This is a genomic window from Streptomyces sp. Y7, assembly GCF_043195415.1.
GTDB lineage: Bacteria > Actinomycetota > Actinomycetes > Streptomycetales > Streptomycetaceae > Streptomyces.
This window is the reverse complement of record NZ_JBIDDQ010000001.1, coordinates 56050-69664: the sequence shown is the minus strand read 5'-3', so window position 1 is coordinate 69664 and position 13615 is coordinate 56050. Positions and strand designations below refer to the sequence as shown.

Below are 13615 nucleotides of genomic sequence, written 5' to 3'. Positions count from 1 at the left end.
ATGATTGAGGGAAAGGGCATCCTTTCCCAAGCGCCTTTCGATGGCTTTCAGCCACGCCATATTGTCGCTGAAAGCCTCGAGAGCAGCTGTCTCACATGCAGTTATGTCTACTCGGGGTTGTCGTCGTCGCATGTGCCGCTCCGACAGCAATTAGTCGTTTCAGGGCACAGCCCAGACGCGTCTGCTCCCCACTTTTGCTTTATCCTGAGTTCTACCTCTTCGAGAGTTGGGAGCGCGTCGTCATATGGAGAGCGCTGGAGGGTTACCCACTGCGTCTTGGCGCTATTCGCCACAATCTTGATCCCCTCAGGGACCGAGGCGCTCGCAGGATCGTTGAGAAGGGTGCGTCGGTACTCCTCGTCAGTCAACGCGCGCCCTACAATCTCTGCAGGCAGTACCCACTCGAATGACTCATCGTCCCCAATTTCCTCTCGCAGCTGTTCGATGATCTCCGCGTCGGACAGGCCAGAGGGCCTTTGGGGCAAGGGGAGGTGCCTGACGTCCGAGGTGTCGGCAATTGCCTGAAGGCTGGATGGAACGTGATGGAGCAGCCCCTCTGTTCCATCCAAAGCCTCATGCGCGCCCGCCGAATGTTCGTGCAAAGCTTGCGGTGTGTCCGCAAGCAGGCGAGTTGCGTATTCCGGGTCGACCCAGGCTCTGGCTATTGCCCAGGACGGGAGTTGCGTCCACTCCATCACTGGTGTTTGGGGACGAGTTCCAGGCATTTTCGACTCCTTAGGTAATAGGGTTTCTGACCTTGAGTGGCGTTTCGTTACCGCGTGGCTGGAGCGCTGGCCTCTGAGATCAGGAAGTCAGCGAAGTGCTCAGTTAGCGGCTCCCCAGTCAGTGGCTCAAGGAATAGAAATTGTCCTTGAGGGTTTACCTCTAGCCAAACCGGCTCACCCTCAGGTGTCAGCTTCAAATCGACTACCCCCATGCGCAGCCCCATTCGGCGTAGCACCTCGCTAACCATTCGGCGTAGTTCTGGGGGAACAGGCCAGCGAGATATGGGGACGTTGAGGTTAGGGCGCCAATCGAGGTCATCGGTTTCAATGAGAGCGGCGTACATCTGTTCACCGAAACAGTTGAGTCTGATGTGCCGGCGGCCCTCGATATACTCCTGATACGTGGCTGGGCATACCTCGAAAGACGATGCCGGGATTGTTTCTGGGGCGTCCAGCCAGCGCGTATAGAGGGCCGGGCCGCGAGCGCCAACAACTGGTTTAACGATAGTTCGCTTGACGGATCGCGAGAATGCGATTACGTCGTCGCGTGACTGTGAGACGAGAGTCCGCGGCACCCGGAGCCCGGCTTCTCGGGCCACGCATAGCTGATACAGCTTGTCGGCGGCCTGGTCTGTTGCCTGGGGCGATGAGAGCCACTCACCTCGGAAAGTGGCAGCGAGGATGCCGCCAAGTGCGCCACGGCAATCATTGTTGACGAGACCGCGTTCGTGCGTGCTACCCGTGTGTGCGGTGATTTCCTGGTCCATTTTGGGCCGACGCCACCACAGCAGCTCGGCTTCCTCGACCGAGATCTTGACACTCTCTGAAGTCAGGAAGGCTGCGGCAGGCGCCCCATAGGATCTCTCGCTGTGCGAGCTCCAGGAAACCCCCTCTCTCCCGCTAATATTGTCGGACTCCACGATATGAAAGTCGTGCGACCCTCGGCTACGCACCGCGTGTTGGACGGCGAGAGCGTGGAGATCTTCGCGGTGGGAGACGGCTACTATCACGTCAATGCATTCCGGAGTCGTCGCTGTTGGACGATTGGTGATAATTTGACCCCGTCTCGCAGGCGATACCCGCGAGGTTGTCGGCTACAATCTCCAGGCCCGTGGTCAGCCGAACGTTGGCTTCCCAGGCCCGAAGTTGTTCAGGCGTCCGCATAGGGACGAATGAAGTTGGCTGAACGCTGAGGACAACGGGCGGAGGCATCTTCACGAGACCTTCCACACTGTCATCCAGCCGGTCACCGATGTTGAATTTTGGCATAGTTCTCACCTCGGACCAGTATCCGATGTGCCTTGACGCCCTCTTCCATACAAACACGGATATGCCCTTGTCGCCCACCCGAGTACGGGCACCACGAGCAGTGGTGGGTGACGCGGGAGCGCAGTGGTCACGTGCAGGCGGCGAGAGCGGGCAACGGGCAGGCGTGTCCGCGGTGTTGACGTTGCTGAGATTGGCCCGCAGGGTCGAAGTGGAAGCTGGCCCGACCGACCCGGCCGATCATCCGTCGCCCGCGTGTGGACGGACCGGCGGTGCCTGCTCGCCAGCGCGCACACCGGTGGCGGGCAGCCACTCGGATGCTGTCCCGGAAGGGCTATTGAAGGCTGCTCCGACTCTGCCGGGCGAAGCAGACCGGCGTGCGGCGGCCGTCAGCCTGGCGGTTTACTCATGCGCCGTTGCCTCTGACGATTGGGCTCTGCACAACTGCCGTGCGGCGGACACGTCTTCCGTATCGCGCCGATGATGCCCGCATTCAGCGGCATCCCTGGAACCGCAATCGGGCGGCTGCAAAGCGCACTTGAAGCCTGCCTATAGCTGCCCGCAAGGGACCCGGTCTGTGTTCGGCGCCGTCCTGGGCTGGAGCCGAAGAGTGGTGCCAGTGCCGATGGGTGCGAGTGTCACCGCAATGGCGTCTTGTTCGGGCCGGGTGTGTTTTCGATGTTGTGGGTGTTGATGCCTTGCGGAGGAGGTCCAGCTCGTGCCGGTGGAAGTTGATGTGATGGCGCCGCCCCAGCGGGTGGCTGCGCGGGTGGCGCGCTGGGAGGAGGCGCTGGACGCCCTGGTGCCGGCGCGGGTGGTGCGGAGTAACATCCGGATCGCGACGTGGAACCTGCGGGTGTTCGGCGGCCTGACGAAGGCCTGGACGACCCCGGAAGGCGCGTCACCCATGCGGAATTTCACCGACGTACACCTGATCGCCGCGGTGATCCGCCGGTTCGACGTGGTCGCCGTTCAGGAAGTCCGCGGGGACCTACGCGCCCTGCGCCATCTGATGAAAGTGCTGGGCGATGACTGGGCGTTCATCCTGACTGACGTCACCAAGGGCGCGGACAAGAATCCTGAACGGCTGGCGTTCTTGTTCAACACCCACCGGGTCAAGCCGTCCGGGCTGGCCTGCGAGCTGGTCGTGCCGCTCGCCGAAGGCGTGAACGTGGGACGGGGTGAGCTGGACCGGCAGTTCGCCCGCACCCCCTATGCGGTCAGCTTCCTCTCCCAGGGCCAGACCTTCACTCTGGTCACCCTGCACGTCGTGTTCGGCAAAGCGGCAGACCGGGTTCCGGAACTACGGGCGATCGCCCAATGGCTCGCCGACTGGGCAGAGCAGGAATTCGACTGGGATCACAACCTCATCGCGCTCGGCGACTTCAACATCGACCGCGCCGGCGACCCGCTGTTCAAAGCCTTCACCTCCACCGGACTCGCCCCCGCGCCACACCTGGATGGCCTGCCCCGCACCATCTTCCACACCGGCGAGGGAGGGCACTTCTACGACCAGATCGCCTGGTTCAACCACGGTCAGGAAGGCCGGCCAGTGCTGACTCTGGAAGCCGTGGCGGGCGGGCACGCCGACTTTGTGCCCGAGCTCCGTGGCAACCGCACGCTGAAGGACCTGTCGTTCCACATCTCCGACCACTACCCGCTCTGGGTGGAGTTCGCCGCCCCGACGACCTGAACGAGACCCCGGACCCAGAGTCCGCCACACTCCCGTTCCCGCAGGACATCGAAAGCCTCGGTCTCAAAGCCCCGGAATCATGCACGGCAAGGAGTCGGACGTTGCTGCTCAGAGTGCTCGCTTTGATGTTCCTGTGGCCCATTGCCCTTCTCGGACTGAGCGGCGCGGCCCACGCGGATTCCAGCAGCTACGCCGTGACGTCGGAAAAGGTGGTCCTGGAGCGCCACGAGGACGGCACCGGGTCGTTCTCGGTATCGATCATCAACCTGAGCGACCGCGAGGTGACCGTCTCCCCGTCCATCCCTGGCACACAGCAGGAGGACTGCAAAGCGGCGGTGGATTCCGCGGCACAGCTGGGCCAGCGCAGACAGGCCTCGTTCAAGATCAAGCTGACGGGCTGCAGCCTCCCCGAAGAAGACTCTTTCCCCGTGAACATCACGGTGGACAACGAGCCGGCGACGCGGGTCCTGGCAGAACCCGATCCGCAGCCCACCCCGAACTGGGACCTGATGAAGTGGTTCGGTGCCCCCCTGCTTGCAGCCCTAGCGATCGTCGTCATCACGACCCTCTTCTGGAAGAGTAAGAAGCAAGCCCATTGGATGACCGAGCTGAAGTACCTCAAAGAAGGATGGACGCTCAAGGACTCTCTCGCGGCTGACGTGTCAGTACTCGCTGCCGCATTCACCGGTGTCTTCGGCGTCTCCGCCGTCCTCGATGTCCTGGGAGACGAGTCCAAGCCTGTACTGGGACTCGCCGCGGTGGCATCCGCGGTCGGAGTCGGCCTCGTTGGTGCAGCCGGCTTTGCCGTTCAGGCCCTGCGACTGAACGAGCACGTCACAGCCCTCGGCTTCGTCGTCGGGGCCGTCCTCGCGCTGGGGGGCACCGGAGGCCAAATGTGGGTCATCTTGCTGGCCGCCCGCCAACTCGACCTCGGCTGGATCGGGCCCAACTGGCTCTATGGACTCGGCGCTATGGCCAGTCTTCTACTTGCTGTATACGCCGTGACCAACACGCTCATCAGTTTGAACAAGGGCATGCACGGACCGGAAGAGCCCCCCACCTACGAGGAAACAGTGCAGCGGCTCGAGGAGCTGTACCAAGAGATCAGCGACACCGAGGACGCGACAGTGAGGCGGAGGGCCGTGATGGAGTACACGAACTCCATTCGCGGTGGCACCGAGAAGACGGAGAAGGTGATGTCTGCCCTGCCCTGAGCAACGCCCAATCAGCATCGGGACCGCCCGCGCGCAGGGCTCCGCCCTGCAGCGAGGGGCCTCCTAGCGGAGATGAGAGCGCCAGCAGCATGTCCTCGAGTGGGGCGAACAGGCGCAGCCCTCAACTCCCGCCAGCCATGGGCAGCATTGGCCGTGCCGGGTACGTGGGCTGAAGCGTTGGGCGTCGTCTGGCCGCCTCCGGTCATACCAAACCGTGCTCGGCGGTGCCCGTTCAGACGCGTGGGACTCACGGGAACGATGTGTTCGTCCCGGCCCTAGCGGGCCGTGGTGCGATGGCAGCAGAGGCCATGGCTACGACGTAGATTGTGATGTCGACCCGGTCTGAACGGCCGAAATTCCGTGATCACCATCCGGCCGGCAACAGCGACCCGCTAAGGTTCAGCCAAGCGCTCTTCTCAAGCTTCCGGTCCTAGGCCATGAGGCCGACAGACCAAGGAATCCTGAGGGGAACCTCAAATTGGAAAACAAGCGCAACCTTTGGCCGCGCGCCCGCCGTGCGATGGTTTCGAAGGTCGTTCCAGGCGTCGTGTCGGCTGTGCTCGGCCAACTCATCCTCGCCTTGCTTGGGCTCAACTAAGAGATGAGCGCCTAGAGGGAGTCACCCGGGGAGCACCCCGGGGCCCTCGCCTCTCGGCTGACGAGCTCAGACCGCGCCGCACCGATGCCCCCCGGCTACAGAATTCAGTGGCGACGCGGGAAGAAGAAGTGTCCGGCCACCAGACAAGCAAGCCCAAGGCCACCCCAGAACAAGGCAGCAGGAACGCAGCGGAGGCGGGGAAAGCGGCCGTGGGGCGACACAGTGAGCAGGACTTAGGAGAGGGCATCTGAACAGTCAACACCCGGGAGACATACGTGAGTTCCTTCCCGCCTCCTCCGCCTCCGCCCGTCCCGTTCCTGTCCCTGCAGACCGCCCTGGTCCTGCTTGCCGCGGCAGTGATCGGTCTGGTGGTCGCATGCCTCATGTTCCTGAGCGGCACTCCGGCAGCCGGGGCGGTTCTCGCGAGCCTGGTCAGTACCGGCGGCAGTGTGCCCGTGCTGCGTACGCTCATCGGTTGAGCCCCGCGCCTGTGTTCTTGCTGCGACGGAGCAGTTGATCGGCTGCCACCATGCAACCCAGGACGCCTGGGGGAAGGCAGCCGGCATGCCGGGCCAGCCGTTGTGCGGGGCCTCCTCGTCCTGAACCCGGGCGGGCGTCTGCTCGCTGACGGGGCCGAGGCTGGTCCCCCGTGAAAGGGCGGTCCACTACCCCAGCCAGGGGGATGGCGAGCAGGCCGCCAGCTCGAAGCTCAGCCGTTCATCGACCGATCGCCGTACTCGTCAGCCGATGAGCGAGTTGAAGAACAGGACGGCTCCCGCGAAAGCGGCTCCTCCGGCGAGCACGGCCTGCGGGCGAGTGCCGCCCGCCATGACGGTGAGGACGCCAGCTCCGAGGGCCACCAGGGCACCGAGCAGCAGAATAATTGCGGCGCGTAGGCCGAGAAGAGGGCCGTGGGGCTGGGGCATGGCCAACTCCAGTAAACGGGGGACGCGTTGGCGTCCGCACGGAAGGTGTCGCTCAGGGTGTAGGTTCTTCCACCCAGGCATCCCACTGTGACGTGAATCACGTGGTGCAAGGGTAAAGAGACGCCCCGTTATACGGGGGGTAACAGGAGTGGGGCCCCTAAGACCTAGGACGTGAGGCAGTCCGAGCAGACGCGCAGGCACAGCGCGCAGCATGGGAGCCGCCATGTCGGATAAGACCACAGGCGGCGACGCGCCCGCAGGTCAGACGCCGATCTCGCCTCGAGAAGACCTCTCGCAGCTGTCGGTCGACGCACTGCTGAGCTTGGAGAGTGATCTTATTGCCGCCCCGTACAAGGAGGGAGCGGATGAGCGCGCACTGCGATTGTCGGTCGACGAGCGGCTCGTGGAACTGCTCAGAGTCGAAGGCTTTGCAGGGCCGCGCTACGAGCGATTCACTCAGGGCCTGACCGACTACGCACTGGCCACCATGATCAAGTGGAACGTAACCGGGATGATCTTCGTCAAGTCCCGGAAAATGCGGCGCGAAGTCCCGCCCGACAAAGTCACACTGGACTGGGACTACGAGGAATGCCGGGATGTGGCCGTCGACTCCGTCCTCAACGGCCACGACCTCTTTCGAGAACACGGTCTGGTCAAGGGGAGGTGGAGGCCATCCGGAGGTGCCTGTCCGACCACCTACTTCGTAGGCGCCGCCGTTCTTTCCTTCCGTCCTGTCTACCTGCGCTGGTACGAAGCCCGCGAAAGCATGCGCTCCGCACTGAAGGAAGCTGCCCGCGCCGAGGGGGCCCAACAGTGGCTGTCCTGCATCCCCGACCAGCGGTCAACCGACCCCTTTGACGCGGCAGACCTATGGGATCTGATCAGCCGGCTCGAGATCACTGACCCGCAAACCAGGGGCGGCCTGTACTACTACGCGCAAGGCTTCACCCAGCGTGAAGCAGCCCAGCAAGTGGGCTTGTCCACCCGGGCACTCGAAGGCCGTCTCCGGCGCCTGCGGGACCGAATGGATCAGCGCCAGGACGATGTCGACGACGATGCGGGGGAATGAGGGAACCACGATGAAGCTCTCCAACGAGCAGCCGTCGCTCCTGCCGGCCGTGGACGACGACTTCGAAGCACTGCTGGATCGCTCCAGTCTTGGCGCACCGCACGTCCGCGCAGCCCAAAACAGTGTGGACGAAGAACTTCGACAGCACCTTCGGGCCGCGGAAACCGCCCACCGTGCGCCCGCCCGCCCCATCCAGCCGACCAGCACCACGCCGGCCCCGCCCACCGACATGGCACACCTGTACACCGCCTATGACCAGGACCGAACTACCGGTCGAACACCTCTGATCATGGTCGTGGATGATCTGAGCTCGAGCTCTGCGGGCGAAGTACACGCCCGAGGAACTGCGGACCTGTATGCACACACCACCGCGCGCCCCACAGCCGTAGCCCTGCGCGAACTCCTCACCGGCGGCCCGCATGATCGCCGATTCCTCTTCTCCACGACCCGAGGGCACGACAACCTGATTGTCCTTGTCGGGCACTGCACCAGCGGGAAGTCCGCCATCGCCAACGCGCTGCTCCGCCAGGAGCCGCGCAATCCAATGAGTATCTTTGCCCTTTCAGGACAGGCAGAGCAGTCGCCCGCATCCGATTGCATTCCCCGCGGGATCGCCTCCATCCGCAACGCCTACCTGCACCACGGGACCGGCACACGCGGTCAAACGTGGCCGGGCGCCCTCGCGGAACGGTACGAAGCCTTCCTTGACGCGCTCAGGTGGGCCGCGGTAATCCCCAATCTCGCACTGCATGAAAACCGCGCGGGCGCGGTCCACGAAGACAGACTTTGGAAATGGAGTACACCCACCGCTCTGCAACAGGAGCTCCTCCCTGCTCCCCACAGCCAGGTACACGAGCTTCTCGTAGGCCACCGCGCCGCCGGGGACGCGCGTTGCTGGGCTCCGCAGCACAGGCCTGTCATTGCCTCCTCAGGTCACCTGCTGCCGTGGTACCTGGCAGAGGAATGCGTGAGCGGTATCCACGCTGGCCTGCTCGGAGTCGAGCACTCCATGTCTGCAGACACATCGAACGGCGCAACCAACGGGTTCTGGACGCCCGGCTTGTGGGCCCTGCCGCGCAGCTTGGCAGCGGCCACGGGAACTCGCACTTGCCTGTTCTGGCCGTGGCCAAACCGGCACCTCGCCGTCCGGTCGATCCGCCTCAAGCTGGCGATGGCAGGGGTGCTGCTGTGGTCGGATCTGGACATCTCCGGCCAGCGAGCCCCGGCGACGCTGTGGCCAGCTGCTAGCGGGTTGCACGGCGAACGCCTGCTGCCCGGCCGCGTGCCCCTGTGGGCCCAACGATGGACGATGGCCGGAGCAGCCGGAGCACCCACTGGGAAGAGCGGGAGCAACAACCCGTGCTATTTCCCCAGCCGTGCCCCCTGGATCAAGCCGCCCGCGTCTGGGGGTTCACCGCCAGAGCTGTGGCACCCCAGGCTGGAAGCGGATGCCTCCTCCCCGCGCGTGCCTGGGCTGGGTGAAGAACTCACCTCCGCACAACTGCCAATCCTGGGGCAGGGAATGGCTCTCGTGCAGGATGTGGTCGCCGACCTCAGCGCACTGCTGCACTTCGGCGACCACCGCGCCGCAGCGGTGCAGCTGCACTTGACTTACCGGGTCGGTGACCCCTACGCAGTCGAGGCTGTCTTCCATGTCCCCAACGGCCCCGACGTCGCATGGAATCTCGCGCGCGAACTCCTCATGCTCGGGCTGGACCAGCGTGCGGGCCTGGGAGACGTCGTCGCCTGGAGCCAGGACCCCGGAACCCCTCCGGAGCAGCGCCACACTTTCCTCAAACTCCAGCCGTCCCGGGGCGCGGCGCTGTTGGCCGTGCCCCGGGAGAAGCTTCGCTGTTTCCTGACGCGCACCGAGCAGACCGTCGCTAGGGGAGCCGAAGAGCGCTTCACAGCGTGGGACACCCTCCAACAGCATCTGCACGGGGTAGACCGACCTCCCGACGACAGGTAAGGGCCGCAATGAGCGGCGGCGCTCTCCAGGCGGTTGGGGCCGTCGGCGGCCTGACGGGACGGCAGGGGGGCCGACTTGTGCAGCGTCCGCTGTGCGGCTGGCTTTCTGATACGCCGTTCCCGGAACATGAAGAATCCAGACCGGAGCACTCCGGCGCACCCTCCGCGGTCGCGCATGCGCCCCCAGGGCCGCTCCAGCACCCAGCCGTGATGCCGTGCGAGCCTGGGGGCCTGTGGCGCTTTGCTCGAACCGCTGACAGCGAAGACCGTGATGACTGACGGGATGCTCTTGCCTGCGGCGACAACGAGCCCGGCACCACCGGCGGTTGGCCCGGCGCCCGCATACGGCCGCGCCAGGGCTGTCGAGCGCACCTGGACGGTCCGCCCGGCAGACTGGAGCTGCCCTCGGCCCCTCACAGCATGGTGGTCGTCTCCGCGTAGGTCAGTTGCGCCCGCTCCTTTGGCTCACACCGCCAAGGCTGCCGCGCCCTCGGCGCGGAGCGTTCGACGGAGTGTCCCTGGCGCCATCCCGCACCCGGAAATGCCGCTTGAGCCCGGCCGTCCGGGCCACGATGGTGAGCGTGGCCTCCACCGGGCAGCCCGGAGTGTCTGCCGGAGTGGCCGGAGTGATGTGTGTTGACGCCCTTTCACTCTCCTGACTATCGTGCATGCCGAATCAGATATCAGAGTAGGGATAGGAGGGGTGATGTGCTGCTGACGACCGGACAGGCTGCGGAAGAACTCGGATGCGCGATTACCACCTTCCGCCGCCTCATCTCAGCCGGAGTGCTGCCGGGGCTGTCCCATCGTGGTGTACGTGTCATGGTCCCGCTCCACGTGGTCCAGGCCCTTCAAACGCGTGAGCAGGCACGACTCGATCAGCTGCCGGCCGGGGAAATCGCCGTCCTGCGGGTCGACGCGGCGCGGCGCGCTGATGAATCGGAGCGCTCCTGGCTCGGCTTCGCGGGCACCCTCCCGCCCGAGGACCTGCTCAAGGCACTGCGCGGCTGGTGGCGGTGCGATGCCGCGAGCGTTGCCGCCGGGGGAGTGCTGCCGGTGACGGTTTCGGGATACGTCGTGGCCGTTCTGACCGGCCTGGAGCGGTGGGAGAAGAACTCCGCTGGCCGTCACGCCTTCCCGGACGCGCGCCTGGCCGGCTACGTCACCGACCTGGCCGCGCCGAACACCTCGATCACCTCCACTCTGGACGGTGACCGCTGGCTCGCCGAGCTGCTGCTGGGCACCCGTCTCGCCTCCCACTCGGGCGGTGCCATCGCGTACGTCACCACCCAAACCACCGCCCGCTGAACGCCCGGACAAGGAATGCTCGATGGACGCACAGAGCTACAGCGCCGCGCTTGCCGACCTGCGCGCCGTGCGGGACCAGATCAAGAAGACGCGGGCAGCGCTGGCGAAGCAGGAAGCGGACCGGGACAAGCGGATCGTCCAGCTGGCCTCCTATGGAAAGGCAAACGCCCAGCGGATTGCCCCGGCAGCCGGCGTGAGCGTGGCCGACGTCGTGGCCCTCGCCCCCGCCCTGGCCCCGGACGCCCTTGCCGTCGATAGCCCGCGGCCGCACGCACTTGAGCCGTCCTTGGCCGCCCAGGCCGTCGCCGAATCCGCCCCCGCCCCGCGGCAGCACGCCCCTGCCGCCCGCGCGGCGCTCCCCGAGCGCGCCCTCCCTGCCCCAACTGAAGCGGTCTTGGAGCCGCCCGCAGCCTCCGAGCCGCCGCGGGATCTGCCCTCCCTCCCCGCGGGGCCTCAGGGGGACGCCTGGCTCGCCCACGCCCCGAGCCTGGCTTCCACCCGGCCCAACTTCACCCAGCAGGCCCGCTCCACCGTCTTCCTGGACACCGACACCGGCGTCCTGGTCCACCGCAACCAGACCCACCACCTCGACCTCGCCGACCGGTCGGCCGCGGACCTCCTCACGGCTGTCTTCCACGCCGTCCCCGAGGGGGTGGAACGGATCTACATCACCGCAGGCGACCCCTGGCATCGCGACACCGGCCGCTACCCCTACCTGCGCGACGCCGTCGCCGCCTGGCTCAACGCCCCCACACCGGGTTGGCGTACCGACACCGGCCGTGGCCGCGACCGGATGGCCGGACACTTCGTCCACGCCCGCAACCCCGTCGGCCGCTACCAGCGCGAGAGCGGCGACAGCCACGTGGAGATCCGCTCGGTGGGGGAGTGGTTCGACGTCGACGGCGATGACCCTGCAACTGTCCGAGACGCGTTCGTGCTGCTGTGGCAGGCCCTGCGCCGCCACTGGAACGACGCCGTCCTCATGGGTTCGCCCTCGCAGACCGGCCGCGACCTGTGGACGCGCACCATCCCCACCCGCGGCCAGTACTCCGACGGTTTCCCCGTGCTGTCCGAGGAACTGCGCGGCCTGTTGCACGCCACCGCCGGACAGGGCCGCAATGAACTCATCACCCCGCCCCGCCTGCCCGACCAGTTGCCTCAACTTGTTGAGTACGACCGCACCTTCGCCTACGCCAAGCACACCTGGAAGTCCCCGGTCGGCATCCCCCGCCGCGTCACCGCTGGCACGTTCGCCGCCTGGTCGCAGAAGGAGCAGATGCGTGCCCTGTACGGGTGCGGGCACTGGCAGGTCCGCGTGACGGTCCCCGACACCTGGAACCATGTCGGTCTCCTCCCGGCCCCCGCCCCGGGAGACCGTGCCTGGCACTACCCGGCCGGACCCGGTACCACCTTCACGACCTGGGCGGGTGGCCCCGAAATCCACACCGCCCTGACCAACCCCCTGATGCCATGGAAGGTCGAGATCCTCGACGGCATCCTGTGGGACGACGGCAAACCGCTGGACGACTGGGCGAAGAAGCTCAAGGAGACGTGGTCCAACCTCTCCGCCCAGGCGCACTTCCAGGGTGACGCCCAGCAGGCCCGTGCCGCGCACCTCGCCTCCCGCGCGGTGCGTTCTATCCTCCTGTACGGCATCGGTGCCTTCGCTCAGCGCCCCCGCATGGTCACCGGCACCACCCCGCGCAGCGCCGAGCGTGACGTGCCGCCGGATGCCGAGATCCTCGGCTTCGACGACGAGTTGATCACCTGGCAGAAGCCCACCGGCTTCGCCCGCGACCCCAACGCCCACCCCGAATGGGCCGCCGCGATCTGGTCCGGCGCCCGCGCCGCCCTGCTCACCCAGCGCCACCGCGACGACGACACCTACGCCGGCGCCCTGCACAGCCCGCCCGGCACCGTGGTCGCCTTCCGCACCGACGCCCTCTACCTCACCCAGCCCCAGAACTGGCCCTACCACCACCAGCCCGGCGACTACCTCATGCGCGGCCGCCTCACCGGCCCCGTCATGGCCCCCGCCACAGAGGAAGAGCTCCTGACCCTGCGGGACGCCGGTCGTGCGGCCCTCACCGCTGAGCGGGAGGCCTGATGCCGCCCCGCCGCCGCAACCAGAGAGGCCGCCGGGGGGAGTTGAACGAGGCGGCGCAGCTTGCCGACCGGCTCCAGCAGGCCGGTTACACCAAACGCGACATCGCCCGCATCATCGCCCGTGACCCGTCCCTGGTCTCGCAGTTCTACACCAAGAACAAGGGGGCTGCCTTCGTCCCCGCACTCCGGCAAGTCCTGGCCGCCGTCGAGACCGCAGGCATCACCGAACTGCCTGAGCTCGCTGCCATCGCTGCCCGCCACACCCAGCGGCGCACGACCGCCTCCGGCGCCCGCGCCCGGGTCCGCAGCAAGGCCGTCCTGATCACCCCGACCGGATCCGGCACCGGCCGCGTCGGCGTCCAGGCCATCGCCTCCGGCTCCGCCCGCCTGCGCCCCCTGATCGCCGAAGCCGCCCGCCTGGGACTGCGTCTGGCCTTCACCGTTCGTCTCGCCAAGACCGGCTACGTGCATCCTTCCGGGAGTCGCGTCGACTCGCCCGGCATCCGCCGCGAGGTCATCCAGCGCGCCGACCACACCGAGGAGCGCTCCTACGGTTCCGCGCAGACCGGCGGGTTCGACGCTGCCGACTTCGCCCGTCGTGTGGATGCCGCAGGCGGCGACGTCACCACAGCCGTACACCAATGGCTCGTGGAAACCGGGCGCATCCGCCCGGACGCCCACATCATCCACCTTGAGGTCCGCACCTGGCGCCCCCGCTGACAGCGCCCTGGGACAGCCGCGT

9 protein-coding genes are annotated in these 13615 nt (G+C 66.4%); 8 read left to right on the top strand and 1 reads right to left on the bottom strand.

Translation table 11 applies throughout. From position 1 onward, the window contains the following. Window positions 1–107: 107 nt before the first annotated feature. A complete protein-coding gene (locus ACGFW6_RS00225; protein ID WP_393502825.1) occupies window positions 108–695 on the bottom strand; it encodes a hypothetical protein in 588 nt (195 codons plus the stop codon). A gap of 2014 nt (window positions 696–2709) precedes the next feature. On the opposite strand from ACGFW6_RS00225, the gene ACGFW6_RS00220 reads away from it, so the two are divergent. The 8 genes from ACGFW6_RS00220 to ACGFW6_RS00185 all read left to right on the top strand — a co-directional run bounded on the left by ACGFW6_RS00220 (window position 2710) and on the right by ACGFW6_RS00185 (window position 13593). Then, on the top strand, window positions 2710–3684 hold the full coding sequence (locus ACGFW6_RS00220) for an endonuclease/exonuclease/phosphatase family protein (protein ID WP_393502823.1): 975 nt from the start codon (window positions 2710–2712) through the stop codon (window positions 3682–3684). 101 nt (window positions 3685–3785) lie between these two features. Beyond that, complete coding sequence (locus ACGFW6_RS00215; RefSeq protein WP_393502821.1) at window positions 3786–4898, top strand: hypothetical protein; 1113 nt, start codon at window positions 3786–3788, stop codon at window positions 4896–4898. 873 nt (window positions 4899–5771) lie between these two features. Continuing rightward, complete coding sequence (locus tag ACGFW6_RS00210) at window positions 5772–5975, top strand: hypothetical protein (RefSeq protein WP_393502819.1); 204 nt, start codon at window positions 5772–5774, stop codon at window positions 5973–5975. Window positions 5976–6645: 670 nt separating this feature from the next. Next, window positions 6646–7491 carry a hypothetical protein gene (locus tag ACGFW6_RS00205; RefSeq protein WP_393502818.1) on the top strand — a complete coding sequence of 282 codons (846 nt, stop codon included), beginning with the start codon at window positions 6646–6648 and terminating at the stop codon, window positions 7489–7491. A gap of 10 nt (window positions 7492–7501) precedes the next feature. Continuing rightward, complete coding sequence (locus ACGFW6_RS00200; protein ID WP_393502816.1) at window positions 7502–9460, top strand: SsgA family sporulation/cell division regulator; 1959 nt, start codon at window positions 7502–7504, stop codon at window positions 9458–9460. Between the two features lie 821 nt (window positions 9461–10281). Next, a complete protein-coding gene (locus ACGFW6_RS00195; protein WP_393502814.1) occupies window positions 10282–10767 on the top strand; it encodes a DNA-binding protein in 486 nt (161 codons plus the stop codon). Between the two features lie 22 nt (window positions 10768–10789). Beyond that, a complete protein-coding gene (locus ACGFW6_RS00190; protein ID WP_393502812.1) occupies window positions 10790–12874 on the top strand; it encodes a hypothetical protein in 2085 nt (694 codons plus the stop codon). Beyond that, window positions 12874–13593: a helix-turn-helix domain containing protein gene (locus tag ACGFW6_RS00185; protein WP_393502810.1), complete on the top strand. Its 720-nt coding sequence runs from the start codon at window positions 12874–12876 to the stop codon at window positions 13591–13593. The genes ACGFW6_RS00190 and ACGFW6_RS00185 overlap by 1 nt, the downstream gene beginning before the upstream one ends. Window positions 13594–13615 lie beyond the last annotated feature (22 nt).